A 19,702-nucleotide genomic window follows, 5' to 3' on the forward strand; every position below is an offset into this window, starting at 1 on the left:
AGCGTGGCCGGATCAGATGAAGCGTTTGCGCAGGGTCTGTGAAGCCATGTCCAGCGCCGTCACGGCCACGATGATCACCAGCATGATCGTGGCGGTCTCGGTGTACTGGAAACCGCGCATGGTTTCCCACAGCGACACACCGATGCCGCCAGCACCGACCATGCCTAGCACCGTGGCCGAGCGTATGTTCGACTCGAAGCGGTAAAGACTGACCGAGATCCACAGCGGTAGGACCTGCGGAATCAGGCCGAAGATAATCTCCTCGATCCGGCCGGCACCGGTGACCCGGATGCCTTCCATGGGACCGGCCTCGGTGGCTTCGACGGCCTCGGAGAAGAGCTTGGCAAGCACGCCCGTGGTATGGATAAAAAGCGCCAGCGTGCCGGCGAACGGACCCAGCCCGACGGCGACCACGAACAGCATAGCGAAGACCAGTTCATTGATGGCGCGGCAGGCATCCATCAAGCGTCGCATTGGCTGGTAGACCCACCAGGGGACAAGGTTATCGGAGGACAGCAGGCTGCACGGGATGGCAAACACGATAGCCAGTAGCGTGCCCCAGATGGCGATCTGTATGGTGACCAGCATCTGCTCGATGTAGTGGCCAAGGTTGGTGAAGCTAGGCGGTACAAAGTCGCTGGCCAGCGTTGCCATATTGCCGGCGTTCTCGACCAGTAACCCTGGCTGCATTTCGGTGCCCTGCCAAGCCCAGCCGAGCACGACCAGGGCTGCGCTCCAGCCAGCCAGGTTGAGCCAGCTGCGCTTACCCATAGTAGTGGCTGTTATCGAAGGTGTCTGGGTAGTCATGGGGGCTCCAGGCGAAGGGCGCACGGCCCTTCGCGTCGCTTATTAAATTATTGGGTAACCATAGCCGTGGTGTTCTCGGCCGCTTTCCGCTGGGCGGCTTCGCGGGCCTGCAGACGCTTGTCGAGTGAATGCAGCTCGGCGTCCAGGTCGGCGAGGCGCGCCTGCTTGTCATTGGCATCCAGGGAGTCGTCGGCAGCGATCTGGGCGCGCTGCTTGAACAGTGCTAACTGACGAATCGGCAGCAGCTGATCGTTATCGGACGGCTCGAAGTGCGACCACTGCAGCGGGGCGAGCTTTTCCTTCTGAGCCGGGGTGTCGCCGTAGGCCATGAAGAACTCGCGCATGCGTGTCTTCAGGTCCTGGGGCAGGTCCTTGCGCCAGACCAGCGGGTCGGAAGGAATCAGCGGCGACTTCCAGATCACCTTTAATTGTTCGGCCTTCTCGGGATGCGCCATCTCGAGACGGCCCATGCTTTCGGTGTTAAAGGTGGCGACATCGACCTGTTTGTTGGCTACCGACAAGGCGTTGGTCTCGTGGTTGGAGTTCAGCGTGCGCTTGAAGGCCTGGGTCGGGTCGATGCCGTTCTTGGCGAAGATGTAGTAGCCCGGCACCAAATAGCCTGAGGTGGAGTTGGGATCGCCGTTGCCGAAGGTCAGCTCGGAGGCGTTGGCGAGAATTTCGTCAACGCTGCCATAGGGGCTGTCCTTGTGCACGATCATTAGGCTCCAGTAGCCCGGTTGGCCGTTTTCCGGCACGGTCTGGGCAAAGATTTCCCCGTTGGCGCGGTCGACCGCTTCCATCGCAGACTTGTTGCCATACCAAGCTAGGTCGATCTTGTCGAAGCGCATGGCCTGGATCACGGCGGCGTAATCGGTGGCGAAGAATGGCTTGACCTCGACACCCAGTGCTTCGGACATGTCGGCCAGGAACGGCTTCCACAGCGGTGCTTGGTTCTGGCTCGATTCCGTGGAGATAATGCCGAAGTTGAGCGTGTCGTCGGCAGCCAAAGCCTGTTGGGCCATCAGGCCAAGGCCGGCAATCAGAGGAAGGGCCAGACGGTTGAGGGAACGCAGCTTCATGGTCGTGCTCCTGGGTCGTTGACTACTAATCAAGGGTTGTGTGATGGCCTGTCTGGCCTAAGGACGGGTCTAGCCCGTAGCCGCGCGCAGCATCACGGGTTGTACGGATCCGTCCGACGGCTGATAGAGCTCGTTGAGCCCCGCATTTTCGTACAGTGCCTGCAGGCGGGCGTCGGTGAGCTGGGTGATCGGACCGTCGTAGTAGAGCCGGCCCTGCCTGAGTGCGATTGCTCGCTGGCAGTACTCGCGAGCGTAATCAACCTGGTGGAGGGTGATCACGACGGTACGGCCATCTTCTTCGTTGATACGCTTGAGTATGTCCATGACTTCTCGCGCACTGCGCGGATCGAGCGAGGCGATCGGCTCATCGGCGAGAATAAGCTCGGCGTCCTGCATCAGAGCGCGAGCGATAGCGACGCGCTGCATCTGACCGCCCGATAGGGTGTTGGCGCGCTGGCCGGCAAGCTCTTCGAGGCCGACACGCTTTAAGGCATGTAAAGCCATAGCTCGCTCCTCGGCAGAGAAACGACCCAGCAAGGCTCTCCAACGGGGCATGCGACCTAGTCGACCCACCAATACGTTGGTCAGGACGCTGAGACGTCCGGCCAGGTTGAACTGCTGAAAGATGTAGCCGGTACGGCAGCGCTCGGCACGGCTGGCACTGATGAGCTTTCCATGGCGTTGGATATCGCGCCCCAGCGCATGAACACAGCTATTGCCTTGCCGGTTGGCACGCGTGAGCCCGACCAGGTGACGCATCAGGGTGGACTTGCCCGATCCGGAGGGGCCAATGAGAGCGACTCGCTCACCTTGGCGAATTTCGAAACCGATATCCTGCAGAACCGGATGATGGCCGAACGTCTTGCTGAGCTGTTGAACAGCGATAGTGGTCAGCGACATAACGCCTCCTTGATCTAGTAGGCGCTAGTCTGGCGCGGTTATGTGAACATGAGTTGTCTAGACAATTTCTTTTTGATGAAAATTTACAAGAAAGAGAAAGTGTAATCTGTGGTAGCTATTCTTCTCGAAAGTAATGAAATCAGGTTGTTGAAAATCATCGAGCTAATTCTGTCATTTAATTGACACGTAAGAGACACATACCAGTCGCTCGGTATAAGAGAAATGGAGAAGGCTTGAGCCCGAAAGCTTCTACGCTCTTTCAGAAGCGACAGTTTTAATTTTAGCCGCATTGAGGCACAAAGGCCGGATCGGCTAGGTTCTCCATTAGGCTGGCAAGCCTACCTGTGTGGTCCCGAAGAGTAATGGATTATCTTACGAACCATTATCGGAGGATGACCCATGGCTCAGATTCTTCATAAACGCGCCACGACCACGCACGCCATTCGAGCAGAGATACAGCGATCGACGGAGTCGGCCACGACGTTGAGCCGGCGCTACGGGATCAACCCCAAGACCGTGCGAAAGTGGCGCAGCCGGGATACCGTCGAGGACACCCGGATGGGACCCAGGGCGCCTCGCTCCACGTCGTTGACGCCCCTAGAGGAAGCCGCTGCCGTCACTTTCCGGCAGAAGACCCTGTTACCCCCTCGATGACTGCCTGCATGCGCTTCAGCGAGAGATCCCTTCGCTAACCCGCTCAAGCCTGCACCGGCTCTACCAGCGGCACGGCATCAGCCAGTTGCCAAGGGCTGGCGACCAGAAACGCGAGAAAAAGCCGTTCAAGCGTTACCCGATCGGCTACCTGCACATCGATATCAGTGAAATCCGCACGGGTGAGGGCAAGGCCTACCTGTTCGTCGCCGTGGACCGGACCTCCAGGTTCGTTCATGCCCAGTTGTATCGACAAATGACGAGGCAAATCGCCGCCGACTTCCTCGAAGATACGCTGCAGGCCTTGCCTTACCGCGTCCATACGGTGCTGACGGACAATGGGGTGCAGTTCGCGAAGAAGGCCGGGACAGAAGCCTACAAGCCACATATCTTCGATGTCGTCTGTTACCGCCACGGTATCGAGCATCGGCTGACGAAGCCCTTCCACCCCTGGACCAACGGACAGGTGGAACGGATGAACCGCACCATCAAGGAGGCAACGACCCGGGCGTTCCATTACACCTCGCTGGGTCAGCTCCAGTCCCACCTGGATGATTACCTGTGGGCCTATAACAGTGCCCGGCCACTCAGGGCGCTCAGGGCAAAACACCGATTGGATTTATCCTTGAGCAATGGCAGAAAGAGCCCGAGAGGTTTTATGACGAACATTACTTCACGGGACCAAACATGTAACGACACTGAGCCAGGCATGCTGTTCCTGAGGATATGTATCTTCTCGTCACGAAGTATGCCGTGACCTTCGGGCCTCTTGGGTTACCAGCCTTTCATTGCTGCGATAGGAGCGGCTGGAAGGACTTGGCGAATGTGCACTGAGATAAAAGCTACGAGCTTTACGGCAGCGATACCGGATCAAGCCTCGGGAATTAAGACAGCCTCGAAAGAGCCGAAGAGGAGCGGCGGCACATGAATCTCCAGACCAGGCGGCGAAGCAGGGCGGTGCGGACGCCGATCCAAGCGTGGAGTGGCTTTAGTGCGCAGTCTGTGGAAGGTGGTGCCTCACTCTGCTGCACGCTCGCATGCAGGGGTAGGCCATGCCTACCTCATCGAAAGAGCGATTCATAATGAGCCGCGAAAACAGAGGGTTATTCGCGGCCCTGATTATGCATTTGCGGCCGAGCTGGACTGCTAACCTGTCCCGCCGTTAAGTGAGATTTTTTGTTTGAATAAGATTTATCATCCCGCTTTCCTGCGTCAGCGCGTTGACTACCAAGTCAGCACACAGTATTGGGGAGTGATGGTCATGCTCGGTGACTTGACCGGCAGCCTGACTAAAGAGGCTTTCGATACCTACCCAGAGGCAGAGGCCAAGGCTGCGGAGTTAAACAAATTTGAGAAGGAGGAGCGAATCCGGAACCTCCTATAGTTGCCCATATGGGGCAGGGTCTCAGTGTGCACTGCCTGGCCCGGCTCATTGCTTCCTGTGCAGGTATTGTGTTGATCCGTTGTTTTGACGCATCGCTGGTTCCCGCATACGGGGCAGAGGGGCAGTTGCCACCGAGCATGCAGCTCATGGTGTAGCATTGCTCGAGCATCGTTTCCAGCGAGGCGATTCGGATGAGTAGATTATCCACGTAGCCACGGTTATCGCCTAGCTTCTCCACAATGAAGCCTTTCTGAGCTTCGAGCGATCCGCCTTGGCTTGCTCCGAGCTCAGCGCATTACAGGCCGTAGCCTGAGGCTTGTAGGTGGCGCTCTTGCTCTCAAGCTGAGCCTGCAGGGCTTCGACTTGCTCCAACCTGTCTTTCCTTTCGTTTGCCCAACTGGTCGCTAGTACTGACAGCAGCATGGTGACCAGTATACCGGATCGCAAAGAGCGAGCGTGGCCAGACGCCAGGCGATCATTCATGTGCCACACGCGATCAAGAATAGCAGGGCGTCGAACATCCGCCCGGTTATGGTGTCTCACACCTTCGAGCATCGCCATACCAGGAGCAAAGCTAGTGGGATTTGCATAGCGGCTCAGATGAGGTCGAGTGTCATAGGCTTTGAACCCGGCGCCCTGCCAGACGGGCCGCACGTTAACGGGTTTCAGCCCCCAGAATCGTGTTATGTACCTTAGATCTCGCCTCACCTTGGTGATCGCGCCATTCTGGTCGGCATTGAGCCTTGCGTTCTGGCGATAGGCAATACCGGTATCGAACAGAACGGACCCGCCTGGCCTGCCTACGTACTAGAGACGCAGGATCGCCATATACATGTCGCTGAGCGTGAAGCTGCGGCGGCGGTAGGGCTCGGAGTAGGCCTCGACATAATCAAGCTATCGTACGGCACTCATGGAAGCCAGCGCCTCGTATAATTTTCCCAGCCCCAGCCCCAGCCCCAGCCCCAGCCCCAGCCCCAGCCCCAGCCCCAGCCCCAGCCCCAGCCCCAGCCCCCGGCCGTGGCCGTAGCCGCCATGGGACGAGTGATGATCTATCACCCGTTGAGTATGAACGGCGTTACTTCCAGAGCCTGACGGATGTCTACAAGACCTGGGGCGATTCAAAGATATAGTCGATGAACTCCTCGTCGACCTTCTGTCCACAGGCAAATTTTACCGGCTGAGGCGTATACGCAGCCTGCCCCAACTGGGAACTTCGCGGAGAAATTGGATGGGTTACCTCGGGAATGGAAGCTATTAAATCTTGATGGCGTGAGGAGCTATCTACTACGTTGCCTAATGTCGCTCAGGCATTGGCAGTCAGGCTCCTCGTGGCCAGGCAGTTTCCAAGGACGGAGAAAGCTAATGCTTGTGGCAAGCTCAGCGTGTGAAAAGACGGCCCCAGCTGTGCAGCTCGGGCTTTTCTTTTGCCCAGCACAAAGCCCCGCCGGTTAGGGCAGGGCTTTGTAGCAATCAGCGTAGTTATCAAGACTTTCTCTTCTCGCCTTGATCCTTCTCTTTGTGGTGGCTGTCGTCATGTGCCGCCTCTTTGCGCTGCTGATCTTTCGTGGCGTTTTCTTCAGCGGCTTCATGTTTATCCAGTGCCTGGTCGGCGGACTCGCTCGCCTCAATATGATCCTCCGGCGCGCGGATCTCTTTCTGTTCCTGTTTCTCTTCCTGTGCCCAGGCCGGCATTGCGGAGAGGGCGGCGAACGCAACACAAAAAATCCGTTTCAGCATAGGGGTCTCCTTACATGGTGGCTCCTTGATGCTAACACGCGATCACTTCGTGTTGCCCAGCGCCGTAAACGCAGAGCAATATAAAAGCCCCGTCATTTAGGCAGGGCTTCGAACAATTAAGGCTGTTCAGGGCGTAGCCTCGCGCAGCTTAACAATGAGCTGATATTTCGGCCTTCATTTGGTCAAGCGGCGTTTTTAAGATAATTGCGCATCAGCCTATTTGATTGGTAGCTATGTCTGAAATAGGGCTCATGGCTTCGCTTTCAAGCTGGGAAAGGATGCTCTCCGTGCAATGACCAGACCTTGTCCCAGCCGTTCCGGCGTAAGCAACATATCGACTACATCGTCGAGGTACTGGTTGGTTTCTCCGGTGTCGTTGATGCTCGGCCAGTGGCCAATAGCCGCCAGGGAAGGCTGCTCCCTCTCCATGCACTTGATCACTGGCACATAGTGATCGTTATGGCTGCCGCCACTCTTCGCGCCGCTGGGCTGCACGGCTTCCTCGAGATCTGCACAAGCCTGGGGAATGAAGCTCGGTTTCGAAGGCCTGCGCCCATGCCAACCTCGGGTTGTGATCGATATAGCTCATCGCTTGCCCTCACTGTGTCGTCCTGCTGATGTCTGTGCTTCTTTGGCCGTGACCTATGCTCGTGCTCACGTTCCAGAACGTATAGAGCGCTTCCTCGCCGTGCTGCGCTTTGCTGACTATGTAGTGCCCGTTGTCGCTAACGTAGTGATAATCGGGGCGCGGCGCCCATTGCATGACGGCTTTCCTTAAGGTAGCGCATAGTGAGCCGGCCTGATGCCACAAGAGCGACGAAGCTGGAGGAAGCGCAAGGGGGGCAGATTGATGTGCTAATGGCCGAGTGCATCGAGACCCGGCTCAAGCACATGTCAGACCTCAAGACACGGGCTCGCATGAATGCCTAGCGCCGCATGACTTCGGTCTGCAAACGCATTCATCTGGCGGGTTGTATACCTGTATGCAAGAGTTCCTTGGGCCCCGCTCTATCCCGATTAGGTAGCAGCTTTCATCGTAACGATACCTGCGACTATCAGCAGCGCGGCAATAACGCGAAGCGGTGATATGGCTTCATCCAAGAACCAGACGCCAACGATAAAGGCACCCACGGCACCGATGCCGGTCCAGACCATATAGGCTGTCCCAAGCGGCAAGCTTCGCATCGCGATCGCTAGCAAACCGAATGATCCGGCCATCGTGATCAACATTACGACTGTGGGCATTAGGCGCGTGAAACCTTGGGATTGCTTCATTGCTAACGCCCACACGATTTCAAGCAGCCCGGCCAAACTGAGGATTAACCAAGACATGGAGGTCTCTCTCAAGCTCTCGGGGCGTCCCGAAGTTTAAGCCCTGTATGGGGGAAAGTCGTCCTTCCAGGCCAGGATTATAGAAATGTCTTTTTTCAGGGCAAGCCTAAACGTCATCATCGCCATGCTCTCCCAGACGTCACAAGCATGGGGCTACACGTACCCAGACATGAGCCACCGCCGAAGCCCCGCTACGGCAGCGTGAAGCGACACCAGCGCGCCGCGGCTACGGCCAGGGCGCGCCGGCGGGCGAAGCGATTGGGGCGATCAAGCTAGATTCTAGAATAGTGGATCGTTCTCTCGCGTGGCGGAAAGGTCTCGCGTTCGTCAATCACTCCGTACTGAGCCACCGCACGCCCCTTGCTGTCTCTCTGTTCAACGATACAGTAGCCTGTATCTCGCCCCCCTTTCTCCCAAGAGGTGCAGTTGAGAATAACCAGCTTATGGGTGTCAGGTATCCCGATTTTATCCCGGTAGTCTTCGACCGACATAAGCGCCTCCTTTGCGTCTTGATTTATTACCTTCGCAACGATGCCGTACAGCTGGGCGAAGCGGATAGGTTATTACTGGGCCAGCGCTTCCACATGGGGGAATCGAGGGATTACCTCATGATGGCCAGCAATCAGACTCATGGTTGACGAGGGGAGTTCGCAGAGGCTTGCCCCGATGCAGTTAAGGAGCTCAGAAGCATATTTCTGCGTTGCATGGGTGAAATAGTAGTTGGTCGCTCCCCGCTCATGGTTGAACTCGCTGAACATTGCCATGTCTCGCGGGCCTCTGTTGCTCATAAACGCCCGCTGAAATGCTGCCATCAGCTCGACTTCAAACGTGCTTGTCGCCTGCTCGTTCGTGGCCTCGAGTTTGAACCAGGGCATTTTACCTACCTCTCATTGTATGAGTTCGCATTGAACAGGATTCAAGGCCACCCAAGCGGTGGTCTTTCTCGTTTCACAAGGGAGAAACAGGGAACGGAGCCTAGGACTGTTCGCCCACGAGTTGGTCGTCGATAGTCTTGCCGGGGGACGGTGCCAGCGAAGGCATCGTACAGGCCCTCGATCGCTCTGCTCACGGTGAGCTTAAGAAGCGTTCTGGTAAGTCACCGCTTGGGTAGGCTCACTGACTGCAAATTCAGCGATCAGTCGCCCTGCTTCAAAGCTGATCACGTCACGAATATAGCCATCATATGTGCATATAAACGCTTGGCAGTACCGGCAATGAAGGCTGGCAGCCGGCTTGGGTTCGCCTTCCCAGAAGTTGGCTCCGCTGCACTCTGGACAAAAGACTTTTCTAGAACGATTAAGGATAGGGGTTTCCTGCTTACTCACAATGTCGCTACATGATATCAGGCGCATAGAAAGCCCTCCTTAACTTAAGTTTTTGTCTTTCAAGCATTTTTTATCCTTCCTTTCGAGCAGGTGAAAAACATGTGGTTCAAATCCCTACACCTCTACCGCGTCCATGATGCCGTTACCCTCGCCCTGCCCGTCTTGGGCGAAGCGCTTCAGGAGCAGGGCTTCCGCCCGTTAGGTGGCGTCGAAGCCAAGCGCATGGGCTGGATTGCCCCGGCTGGGCGCGGCAGCGAGGCCTTCGTCCATGAAGTGAATGGTCAGCGTCTGCTGTCGGCGCAGCGTCAAGAGTGCTTGCTGCCGGCATCGGTCAGCGTCCGGCTTGGCTAGCACTTGGCGACCAAGTGGAGATCAAGGCGGTCCGCGGCGATGAGAGCGTGGCCCGCGGTCAGCAGTGGGATCTGGCTAGCGAAGATCCTGTCCTGAGGACCATGCCGCCTGCGGGCGGTTTTCCTGCCTAACGAAAGGAGAGCGACATGGATATCTTGGAAGTGAACGACGTTCAGCGTACAGGGAGCGAACAGCTGGCTCGCTTCTAGAGCGAAGGACAGGCACGACACATGGAGTCAGCGTTGAGCAAGATATTTCCTGAACTGGAGATAGCAGCGTTGGTATCTACGCCCGAGCCAGAGCAGGCTGAAGCCCCCCTACCCATTCGTGTCCGCGAGAAATCGGAATGGGATGCTGGCATGGTTCTAGAGGCATGGGTCAAAAACACGACAGGACGCAAACAGCCCCTGAGTGTTCGACTATCGCTGGCATCCGCTATCGAGGAGGTATGGGGCGGGACGTATGAGGTAAACGGTAGCGATTACATGATTACATCCGACAAGGCTATCGAGCCTGGCGAAGAGTGGGATCCCACGATCAAGGTCTTGGGTAGTGATCATGGCTACCAATTCAAGGGCACAAAAAACGGGCAGGGGCCGGCGCAGAAGGAGACAGAGCCCTTGCAGACAGAACTACTGCTCAGAGCCGGCGGCAGTGTCTGCTAGAGCCCCAACACGCCAACCCCCCATAGCCCGGGGCTGGGCTCCAGATCAGTCGGCTTGCTGTCGTTCATGTTTCTGAGTCGTATCAGCGCTGCTTGAGTTGATCACGCCCCGCATCCTTGGCTTCGTACATAGCCTCGTCGGCTCGTGCCAGAAAGCGCTTGCGGTTATCCCCTGAACGCCAGGCGGTCATGCCTATGCTGACCGTGACTGGGGGCAGCCCCTCGAGACGAATCTCTCGCACGATACGGTTGAGTCGTTCGCCCAGGCGGCAAGCATCGGTTTCGTCGGTACTCCCTGCAAGAATCACGAACTCTTCACCGCCCCAGCGACAGAGAGCGTCTGTAGGCCGAAGCGTATCCTTAACCGCCTTGGCGACAGTCTGCAGGACTTCGTCACCCGCTTCATGCCCGTAGGTATCGTTGAAATTCTTGAAGTGATCGATGTCGAACAACAGCACAGATAGCGGTCGGTCGTAGCGTTCCGCGGCGGCGATTTCCTCGTCCAGCTTGCCTTCCAGTCGATAACGATTCAGGGCACCAGTCAGGGCATCGTGATGAGCTTGGAATGCCAATTTTTTGCTGGCCTCACGCAGCGCTTCCTGGTTTCTCTGAAGCTCCGTATTGAGTGCCTGGATCCGCTGTGCCGTGGACACCACAGACAGATCCTCAGCCAGATCCATCGCCGTCGAAACCTCAATATCTTCCCATGGCTCACAAGAACCGGCGACTTCCTCGCGCCAAAGGTCATGGAGCTCGACGGCTGTCGCCAACTGGCCTGGCTTGCGAGGCTGGCGAGCTGTCTCGGGCATCCCTGCCCAGGCATGCGTCGCGGCTTGCTCAGCCCGGAATATCAGCAGCCAGCCGCAGGCCTTGCCGCCGAGAGGCAAGGGGGCAGCGAGTAGGCCGGGAAGGTCGCTAAGCGCGAATCCTTCAACAAGAGGATCTTCCTGGGCGCGCTGGGTGAACCAAGGTTCATGGTGATTGGTATGGTTTTCGAGGCGATGGCCCAAGGCTTTCAGGGTTACCAGACCCGGGGTGTCGCCATACAGTGCTGTGCCGTCGGGCTGAGCGATAGCCAAGCCTCTAGCTCGGAAAAGCTCGCACCATTCCTGACCATGATCCGATAGCAGGCTAGCTGTAGAAGGCAACAGACTCAATTTGGCATTCAATAGTTCGCGGCTGTCCTGAACGCGTTGGCGAAAATCGCGCTCAAGCCGGGCCTTCAACAGATGCAGCCGCTGCGTGGCCATTCGCACTATGCTCTGCATGGCATCCAGCAGGGCTGGGGAAAGGTACCGAGGCTCGGCAGCATAGCAAATGACCAGCCCCCAGATATTGTGCTGGCCGTGGATCGGGATGGATAGCAGCGATCGTGTATTTATGGCTCGAAGATGGCGTATCTGCTCGTCCGGCAATGTTCGAAGTAGCGTGTAGCTAAGGTCGGGCTGCTCACCTGTTGCCGAATCTCTTTCAGGCCTCAGCGGTACCGGATGCGCCTCGATGTCATGAATCCAGCGCATCGAGACCTTATGGAACTGATCGATCAAATAGGGCGGGAAGCCGTGGGCGGGAAAGCGCATGCCCTCCAGGCTCTCCATACGTCCGGCGTTGTTCTCGGCGATGATGGCGCCATGCCCCTGGGGGTCGAAGGCACAGAGCATGACCCGGTCAAAGTCGATCAAATCCTGGACCGCGGACAGCAGCACGGATGCCAGTATGTCAGGATGTTGGGCCAGGGTGAGCCTGCGAAGCCAGCGATTCACGGCGCTGAGCAAGCGCCGATCACAGTGCTGCGAGAGTGGCATGATCTCTAATAACAAACGGTCGCCGCAGGGCCGGGTCTCCAGATGCAGTTCCCGTTGCATGCCATTGACCGCTGCTATATAGGCGACAGACTCTCCAATCAGAACGTCGTTTGACTCCTCGCGCTGTCCCAGTAGACGGGAATGACATTCCTTCCCGATCACATCGATCAGCGGCGACCCGATAGCCTGTTCGGCCGGCACTCCAATAATGTCTTCCGCATTGGCACTGGCCTGGATTACCTGCGCCAGCTCGTAGTCGACAATCAGAATGCATCCGTGGGGTTGAACAAGGAGAGGCAAGGCACTAGTCATAACTGAGGTCCGTGACTTGAGGGCTATGGCGCATCATATGCCTGCCATAGGCAAAGGTAAGCCCCGTATAGAAGGAGAAATAGATGGTATTTCCTCACCAGTTCTTCTCATTGTGCATGAACGTAACAATTTTCTTTGGCGCACCTCCCTTGGATAAGAGGTGAACTACATGGCCGTTGGCAGCGAAATGGCGCATCTCTTCATCCTCCATCCTTAAGGGGAGCCCTGTCAGGAGGATAGCGCTGACATACAGGCAAAAGGCGCTCGGACATCGGCCCCAGCCCGACAAACCGAGGCAGACCGGATACAAAACGCCACCTCCTAACCGATCGTCAGGGAGTGCCCTTGGCCGTTCAGCTGTCGGCTTCACGGCAGCTCATTGATGGCTGCTGACAAACGGCCCATCCGGTGGTCCCGAGGAAACGTAACTTGGCGATCTATTTATATGGCCTGATGATCGGCAACCAGCCTAGTGCATCTCAACTTTATACTTCCGGTGCATGATGGCTTGGCCTGGTTGAGTCAGATTGGTTTATTTTTAGTGTTGGGCCTGCTAGTTGTAAGAGGCCGGATGATGGATTAAGCCGTAGGAGCTATCCTCTGCTGGCAGCGCGTGAACTCATTGCTCAATTCATCCAGGAGCAGCGAGATGGGTATCAAACTGCATAAGACGGCGACCACCACACCGCGCATCCGCAAGGAGATCCAGCAGGCACCCGCCTCGGTCAGCGATAGCGAACTGGCTCGGCGTTATCATGTCTCGTGTCCCACCATTGCCCGGTGGCGTTATCGCAGCACGCAACACGACCGACCCCACACGCGACATAACCTGCTCGCGACGCTGTCTCCCGTCCAGGAAGAGATCGTGGTGGCTCTGCGCGACTACCTGCGTCTGAGCGTTGATGACCTGCTGGTCGTGGCAAAGGAATTTCTTCACCCCGACCTCTCACGCTCAGCGCTGCAACGCCTCTTGAGGCGACGGGGCCTGCCCAGCCTGGCGACGTTGGAAAAGCAGGAGAGAGCGGCTCAACAATCGTCTCACAAGCCCTTCAAAGCCTATGAGCCGGGCTATGTTCATGTCGACGTCAAGCATCTGCCTCAAATGCCCGATGAAGACCACAAGCGTTACCTCTTCGTGGCGATCGACCGCGCGACGCGCTGGGTTTACCTGGAGGTTCGCCAGCATCAGTCCGCACAGGATGCCGAGGCCTTTCTGCAACACGTTCGCGAGCGGGCGCCGTTCAGGATCAGGACCCTGCTGACGGACAACGGCAAGACCTTTACCGACCGCTTCGCCGCGGGGGGTGAGCGGCAGCCCAGCGGCAAGCACCGGGTGGACCGGTTCTGTCTCCAGCATGGCATCGACCATCGGCTGATCCCGCCTTACCGGCCACAGACCAATGGCATGGTGGAGCGTTTCAATGGCCGCGTGAGCGACATCCTGAATACGCATCGGTTCGACTCGCGGGAAGATCTGGAAACCACACTCAAACGCTACAACTGGCTTTATAACCACCACATCAATCAAAAGGCCTTGCATCATCAGACGCCGGTCGGTGCAATGAAGCAATGGCAGAAGGACCGGCCCGAATTATTTTGGAAGCGCGTAATCAATCACCCGGGCCCCGACAGCTAGTCACTCCAGCGATATTTTGAGTATGCGCTGCCAGCGTCACTGGTGGGGCCCGCCCTGATTTTGTTGCTCGCCCCTTGGCGGTAGTGTTAACCAGCCATGCTCGCGACTGTGCAAACATTACTGGCCGTACCCACCGGACCGAGCTAGATACGCCTGCTTTGGCCGGTAGCAGTCAAGATTCTGAAGTGGTCCAATTGGAGCGGAAACCTCGATAAGCCTCATAATAAAGGCAGTGGAGGTGTTCATGACCAAGAAGACTCGACGTCGGTTTTCCGATGAATTCAAGGCGGATGCGGTGAGTCTGGTGATCGGCCGGAGGTATTCCGTATCCGCTCTCCCTGTCGACAGTACTGTTACCAGTTAACAAGCAAGCCCAGTACAGCTAAGAAACTGTTATGGCAACATGTTGGCCCCCCAGCCTCTGCTCGGGAGGCAACTGCTGGGCGTCATACGACACCGGCCTCTTCCAGGTGAAGGTAGAAAGGATCGAAATCACCCGCTTCCTTCAGCTTCTCCCAGTCAGGGACGATCACCTGTTTTCCCTTGGTCTGGACCAGACCATCGGCACGAAGCGCCTGAAGGACCCGGTTCATATGGACCGAGCTGGTCCCAATCGCGTCCGCCAGCTCAGCTTGGGTAATCGGTAGATCGAAGATGCCGCCTTCTACAAGCCCCACCGCCTTCAGGCGAATCAGGAGCTCACAGAGAAGATGGGCCATCCGGGTGTAGGCCTCGCGCCGTCCGACATTGAGCAGCCATTCCCGAAAGATCGAGCCATCTACCAGCGTCTCGCGCCAGAAGGCGGCGGCGATACGTGGGTAGCGCTCGCACAGGTGGCGCACGTCATCATGCTGAATGAACCCGACCGTGCAGGGGCTGATCGGGGCAATGCTGATGTCCATGGCCTTTAGGTGTAGGCTTTGCAGGTCAGGAATATCACCAGGAACATATAGGGCCATAATCTGGCGCTTGCCCTCGGAGGTCAGCTTGTAGACACAGCTGAAGCCCTCCAGAATCAAGCAGCACTGGGAAGGTCGGTCACCGACGCGCACGATGTCTTGATCGGCCTTGAGGGTTATAACCTGTATTGGCAAGTTCAGGAGCGCCTGCTTCTCCTCGTCGGCGAAGGTGAAGATGGTTTCCAGCTTGCGGATCATCAGGGTATTGGGAAAATGAGAACCTGCGATCATGCTTGCGCTCCTGTTGAGACAGGAATGAAGCTTATGGCCACAGTGTCTCTGCTCGGTTGATTTGATCCGTATTTCAGGCGCGGGATTATGGCTCACTTCCAGAGGCCGAGCCAGAGGGGGAATGATATTGTTCCAAGTCAGTGAACGCCCCATCGATGCCAGGATGGGCTCGGGACGCTATCTTGATGGGGTCTAAGTTCGCTTCCCCTTTCTTCGCTGCTACATCTGAAGACTACATATCTCGCCTTTCAGCTTCGGCCCTCTCTATACGTCGTAATTGCCTAGGCTTGATTCGGTATCGCTGTGATAAACTTCATAGCTCTTGTAAGAGCTATCCTGGCTGAGAGCTTCCTTGATAACTATGGCTCCTTGAGCATTGTTATCCCTCGCGATCATTGGGGTGTCGTACAATGGCCCTGAACCGGGCATGACACTCCTGAGGGATATGTAGCTTCTCATCATGAGGTATGGGGAGATGGGTAACCGAGGCAGGCGTTCAGCGGTGCCGAACGCCCATGTCAGTACGCATTCGATGTGTACGCGGAGGGATGGCCTAGTGCTGGTTATGGCATAAGGGCGCAATGCCGAGATTCTGACGGGCCCAGTTCATTGCCTGGATGCGGTTACGCACCTTGATCTTGCGAAAGATATTTTGGGTATGCGATCTTACTGTGTGTTCGCTGATGAATAGTCGATGGGCAATGATTATATTTGACGCACCGGAACCGAGCAAACCAATGATCTCTAGTTCCCGTTGAGTCAGTCCGCAGACGGGGCGATAGTTGTTCAGCTGTCGATGCCGGTAGAACTTGATCAAACGTGTCATCAGCGCACGCGACATCCATAGCTCACCCTTGAAAAGTGCGCCAATTCCTTTGCAGATCATATCCGGACTGTCGTGGCGGTAGAAGACGCCCCGCAGGCGTAGCGAATCGAGCATATCAGCAGCATGCTCTTCGCCGCGACAGTTGAATGCAGCCAATATCATCGACTGGCTCTCGTCAACACGCTCTTGCCACTGCTGCAAGTCTGCTTCATTAACATGGTCTGTGTCGAGTAGTACCATCTGGGGTGCGACATCGTAAATATCAGAAACTTTACTTGGCGCTACTATCATTACCCCTAAGCCTAGTTTCTCTCCCACATATTCTGTGAATATACGAGACTGAGGATTAGGATTGGTGACTAATAATAATTTTTCATTATTTAATCTCATGCCGCGCTCCCTTGCGTAAATTATTCCTAGTATTTATGCAAACCTTTGTAGCCATCCGGCAATACTTTGATCAGTAGGTTTTGCTAAAAATACGCATAATTAGGTAAGCTGATAGGACTAAGCTTTATATGTGTTTCCGATTAAATTACTCATGCTCTTCTTGTCTTGGAGCTGAAGCGATTGTTTCTGTTGTGGTTAATTCAACACAATCTTCAAGTACCGAATAGCTCTCTCCGCCAGACATGGCGACAGCTACACAATGCTTCTTTATTTCTTCAGGGATACCACCCCAATGCCCCATAAGCTGCTTGTAAGCGTCCTTTTCAATATCTATGCAGCCGTCATATACCTCTTCGTTGCCACCTTCATATTCAGCGGCTTCCAAACAATACCCTTCAGAAGCGAGGCTTGGGAGATCGTTAGCATCCGCACTAACAGCGAAGCACAGCGTTATGACGATGCCGGAAAGCGTCAATGACTTCATAAGTTACCATCCCTACTTATGCTGTTACAAATGTTACAATCAAGCGTGGCATCCACGCCTAAGGCATGCAAGTGTTGCCGGCAGGGTTATTAAGGGTAATTAGGAATAGTCACTACGCACCTTATAAGGGAAAGGTATTGGTTCACCCCCTATCGGGAGCGCCATCCAGCACATTCCAGAGCCTTTGGAAAAGCCCGCCTACGGCTCGTTTCCCCGCCAAGCTGAAAACAGACACCATAAGGACACCTCGAGAATAAAGCGGACACTGGCTGCGATTGCCGCCTGCCTTCTCACTCCTTCGCCCTGGCCGACTACAGCAGCGCTAAAGTTACCGAGGTCACCAACATCTATGATGCCGATACGTTCCGAGCCTACGTCGAAGGCTGGCCGCGATCATCGGCAAGCCCTCAATGCTCCGGAGCTTCGTAGCCGATACGGCACGGAAGCAGAAAAGGAAAGGGAAAAGACGCTGGCCAGGCAGGCCAAGCAGTACACGGAGGCGTTGCGTAGCGCGCATAAATCCAGCTGCGCCCCCTGAGCGGGGCAACTTCTATCGGGTGCTGGCTGAGGTGTAAACCTGATAACAGGCTGATGCAGGCGGGACTAGTAATACCGCGAGGAAGGACAAGGCGGTAAGGCGTGGTGTAGCAAGAAGCCCATCCTTGGGGCGGCCATCCATAGCCGCACTCCTCAAGAGCTTCGTGCCCGGCCACCACTATGACAGATAGCGAAAGGGCTCAAGTAAGCCTATGCCTAGGGATGACGTGAGAAATTACCCTGTTCTGTGTAAGAAAAAGCCCCGGCTATTTGCCGAGGCTTGTGACGCGGACTGCAGACGAGCCCGAAGGCACGCGTAATAAGGCGTCGTGGAGCCAATATACCGATGCGTTCAGACGCCAAAGTTAAGAAAAGCCTTACGTTCTATGGCCATTTGTAGCCATAGGCTAACAGGCGTAGCTCACCCGGATTGATAAAGGAAACCTCGCCTTTCGAGACGCGGAATCACGTGATAGGTGATACCGCTGTTTACTGGCTTGACGCTAAGGGCTTCCTGTAGCTGATGGCTCACTTCCATCGGGTCAGCTCCAACGAAAAAGCCCTGCACATGGCAGGGCGTAGTTGTGTGACGCACTATTTGAACGAAACCTAGAGTCAGGCACGTGTAGCTCGAGCATCACTACCAGTAACGTAGATCGGAGAAATAGTCCGTTACTTCTCTTGTCGCCCTGGCCCGGCAAACTCACCAACAAAAACAGCCCGACCACTAGGGCCGGGCTGCGTAGCGCTGCATATCCATGCTTCCCTCACAGGCGTCCTGCCCGTGCATCCTTGGCGCTTGAGCCTTCCCTGTGCTCGTCTTCCTTGCTTGGGCCTCCTGCCCAATGACCCTAAGTGTAGCAGACTATGCTTAGGTATGAAGTAATTCAGGTTAATCTTGCTTGTAAGAGATAGCTGACAGTTTCAATGGCCGCATCAGCGATGTGCTTGCGACTCGGCGGTACGAATCGAGCGAAGACCAGGAACAGATGCTGAAACGCTATTGCTGGTTATACAATTATCATATTCCGCAAAAGGCTCTGTACCAGCACCGCTGGCTGGTGCGATCGCCCAACTTGGGACCATGTACTCGGCAGGCCGGCTGAGCTGTCAGCTCGGTGAGGGTCATCCAGCTGCACCTGCCCTTAACGATAGAACGTAACGTAACAGATCCTCCGCACGCCCCTCACTGACCAGTTGCTCTGGTGGCCTGTAGTCAAACGCGCCAATCGGCTCATTACGGAACCAGAACGCGGCATCCTGATAGCTACCATTTATGTCAGCTGCGGCGCCCATGATTCGCACTGCAACCCGGAGGCAGCCTGTAACTTCTCGGACCCCTGGGCTCGGTTCACGGTCATATGATGAACATATGCCCGGGCCGCCAGCGTCTGTAACTCCCTACCAGGAGCGCGGCAGAACATCCTGGGGCTGATGGTGGGGCTTCTTGTCTTGCCGTGCACGAGCTTTCAGGTCAGTGAGGAACTGATCGAGGGTGTCGGGAGCATCAAATCGGTCGGCTCGGTGATAGCTTCAGCGCTCATGGCGCATCTTCCCTTCTCAAAGCAGTATTATCGCTACATATGTGCATCACAGCCCCCTCGGCCACCCTACGTCCAAACACACCAAGAGCGTGTGAAAGTGACGAGTCTCAGCTCTCCTTGCTCTAGTAGCCATGGCTGTAACGATCCAACCGCCCTATGATAGACTCATTGAAGCGAAATTTGTGCAAATGTATATCATTCATGCTGAAGGTGACGTAACGCTGATACCTCAGTTCGTCATCCCTACCTTATGTGGCGTTTTCGTTTGCGATTCCTGGTTGGCCACACGCGATGGCCGGCGATTAGCGAGAACCCCCGGGAGTACTTGGTTTCTCAAGCACACGGCCTAGCCGAGACTGCTGAACGCATGGAAGCGAGCAGGTATTTCTAGGTTGGCGGTTCTTTGACAGGTTGGGATAGGTGTGAACTCCCAGCCTATCATTCCAGGCTTTTAACAGTGCCTTTCAAAACCTTGAAAACGGCATCAGCCATTCCTAGATTTTCAGTATGGCTAAACAGATCGTATCCGATGAACTCTGGTCCATTGTCGAGCCGCTGCTGCCACCACCGAAACCCAAGCCGCGTGGCGGCCGGCCTCCCGTCTCCAACCGCGCCGCCCTGACAGGCATCCTGTTCGTCCTGCGCTCAGGCATCCCCTGGGAGATGCTGCCGCAGGAGATGGGCTGCGGCTCAGGCGTCACCTGCTGGCGTCGCTTGCGTGACTGGCAGGAGGCGGGTGTCTGGGAGC

General features: G+C 56.1%; 17 protein-coding genes and 2 pseudogenes. 7 read left to right on the forward strand and 12 right to left on the reverse strand.

Going from position 1 to position 19,702, the window contains the following annotated elements:
- Window positions 1-12: 12 nt before the first annotated feature.
- From phnE to phnC, 3 genes are all read right to left on the reverse strand, one after another.
- A complete protein-coding gene (gene phnE / locus F568_RS0119310; protein ID WP_019020414.1) occupies window positions 13-807 on the reverse strand; it encodes a phosphonate ABC transporter, permease protein PhnE in 795 nt (264 codons plus the stop codon).
- Between the two features lie 47 nt (window positions 808-854).
- Window positions 855-1,886 (reverse strand): phosphonate ABC transporter substrate-binding protein, encoded by a 1,032-nt coding sequence (gene phnD / locus F568_RS0119315; protein WP_019020415.1) that lies wholly within the window; start codon window positions 1,884-1,886, stop codon window positions 855-857.
- A 69-nt stretch (window positions 1,887-1,955) separates the two neighbouring features.
- The gene (gene phnC / locus F568_RS0119320) at window positions 1,956-2,786 is read right to left on the reverse strand and encodes a phosphonate ABC transporter ATP-binding protein (protein ID WP_019020416.1); all 831 of its coding nucleotides are present in this window, start codon (window positions 2,784-2,786) and stop codon (window positions 1,956-1,958) included.
- Window positions 2,787-3,185: 399 nt separating this feature from the next.
- Here phnC and F568_RS23385 point away from each other — a divergent pair.
- Window positions 3,186-4,130: pseudogene (locus tag F568_RS23385) on the forward strand (IS481 family transposase).
- Between the two features lie 1,585 nt (window positions 4,131-5,715).
- On the opposite strand, the gene F568_RS25310 reads toward F568_RS23385, so the two are convergent.
- The 3 genes from F568_RS25310 to F568_RS0119360 form a co-directional block, all read right to left on the reverse strand.
- Window positions 5,716-5,877, reverse strand: coding sequence for a hypothetical protein (locus F568_RS25310; protein ID WP_019020422.1), 162 nt, complete (start codon window positions 5,875-5,877; stop codon window positions 5,716-5,718).
- Between the two features lie 426 nt (window positions 5,878-6,303).
- On the reverse strand, window positions 6,304-6,558 hold the full coding sequence (locus F568_RS0119355) for a hypothetical protein (protein WP_019020423.1): 255 nt from the start codon (window positions 6,556-6,558) through the stop codon (window positions 6,304-6,306).
- Between the two features lie 249 nt (window positions 6,559-6,807).
- Complete coding sequence (locus F568_RS0119360; RefSeq protein WP_019020424.1) at window positions 6,808-7,053, reverse strand: hypothetical protein; 246 nt, start codon at window positions 7,051-7,053, stop codon at window positions 6,808-6,810.
- 294 nt (window positions 7,054-7,347) lie between these two features.
- Here F568_RS0119360 and F568_RS25480 point away from each other — a divergent pair, with 294 nt between their 5' ends.
- On the forward strand, window positions 7,348-7,488 hold the full coding sequence (locus F568_RS25480) for a hypothetical protein (RefSeq protein ID WP_019020426.1): 141 nt from the start codon (window positions 7,348-7,350) through the stop codon (window positions 7,486-7,488).
- 87 nt (window positions 7,489-7,575) lie between these two features.
- On the opposite strand, the gene F568_RS0119375 is transcribed toward F568_RS25480, so the two are convergent.
- Both F568_RS0119375 and F568_RS0119390 read right to left on the reverse strand, forming a co-directional pair.
- Window positions 7,576-7,890: a DMT family transporter gene (locus F568_RS0119375; RefSeq protein ID WP_019020427.1), complete on the reverse strand. Its 315-nt coding sequence runs from the start codon at window positions 7,888-7,890 to the stop codon at window positions 7,576-7,578.
- A 563-nt stretch (window positions 7,891-8,453) separates the two neighbouring features.
- Entirely contained in the window at window positions 8,454-8,765 is a 312-nt protein-coding gene (locus F568_RS0119390; protein WP_019020429.1) for a hypothetical protein, read from the reverse strand.
- A gap of 549 nt (window positions 8,766-9,314) precedes the next feature.
- Here F568_RS0119390 and rdgC point away from each other — a divergent pair.
- On the forward strand, window positions 9,315-9,566 hold the full coding sequence (rdgC, locus tag F568_RS0119400) for a recombination-associated protein RdgC (RefSeq protein WP_019020431.1): 252 nt from the start codon (window positions 9,315-9,317) through the stop codon (window positions 9,564-9,566).
- Window positions 9,567-9,808: 242 nt separating this feature from the next.
- Entirely contained in the window at window positions 9,809-10,231 is a 423-nt protein-coding gene (locus F568_RS0119410) for a hypothetical protein (protein ID WP_156817511.1), read from the forward strand.
- A gap of 82 nt (window positions 10,232-10,313) precedes the next feature.
- Here the strand turns inward: F568_RS0119410 and F568_RS23390 are convergent, their stop codons facing one another.
- Complete coding sequence (locus F568_RS23390; protein WP_019020434.1) at window positions 10,314-12,347, reverse strand: sensor domain-containing diguanylate cyclase; 2,034 nt, start codon at window positions 12,345-12,347, stop codon at window positions 10,314-10,316.
- 649 nt (window positions 12,348-12,996) lie between these two features.
- Here F568_RS23390 and F568_RS0119425 point away from each other — a divergent pair.
- Complete coding sequence (locus tag F568_RS0119425; RefSeq protein ID WP_019020436.1) at window positions 12,997-13,983, forward strand: IS481 family transposase; 987 nt, start codon at window positions 12,997-12,999, stop codon at window positions 13,981-13,983.
- 446 nt (window positions 13,984-14,429) lie between these two features.
- On the opposite strand, the gene F568_RS0119430 is transcribed toward F568_RS0119425, so the two are convergent.
- The 3 genes from F568_RS0119430 to F568_RS25060 form a co-directional block, all read right to left on the reverse strand.
- Window positions 14,430-15,173 (reverse strand): Crp/Fnr family transcriptional regulator, encoded by a 744-nt coding sequence (locus tag F568_RS0119430; RefSeq protein WP_019020437.1) that lies wholly within the window; start codon window positions 15,171-15,173, stop codon window positions 14,430-14,432.
- 553 nt (window positions 15,174-15,726) lie between these two features.
- Window positions 15,727-16,389 carry a LuxR C-terminal-related transcriptional regulator gene (locus tag F568_RS0119440; RefSeq protein WP_026300665.1) on the reverse strand — a complete coding sequence of 221 codons (663 nt, stop codon included), beginning with the start codon at window positions 16,387-16,389 and terminating at the stop codon, window positions 15,727-15,729.
- 145 nt (window positions 16,390-16,534) lie between these two features.
- The gene (locus tag F568_RS25060; RefSeq protein ID WP_156817512.1) at window positions 16,535-16,873 is read right to left on the reverse strand and encodes a hypothetical protein; all 339 of its coding nucleotides are present in this window, start codon (window positions 16,871-16,873) and stop codon (window positions 16,535-16,537) included.
- A gap of 1,448 nt (window positions 16,874-18,321) precedes the next feature.
- Here F568_RS25060 and F568_RS25855 point away from each other — a divergent pair.
- Window positions 18,322-18,516 (forward strand): annotated as a pseudogene (locus F568_RS25855) (hypothetical protein); the annotation flags it as partial.
- A 945-nt stretch (window positions 18,517-19,461) separates the two neighbouring features.
- On the forward strand, window positions 19,462-19,702 hold a 241-nt coding region (locus F568_RS0119450; RefSeq protein ID WP_019020441.1), incomplete at its 3' end, for a transposase.

The sequence above is a fragment of the Modicisalibacter luteus DSM 23508 genome (assembly GCF_000378505.1).
Taxonomy (GTDB): domain Bacteria; phylum Pseudomonadota; class Gammaproteobacteria; order Pseudomonadales; family Halomonadaceae; genus Modicisalibacter; species Modicisalibacter luteus.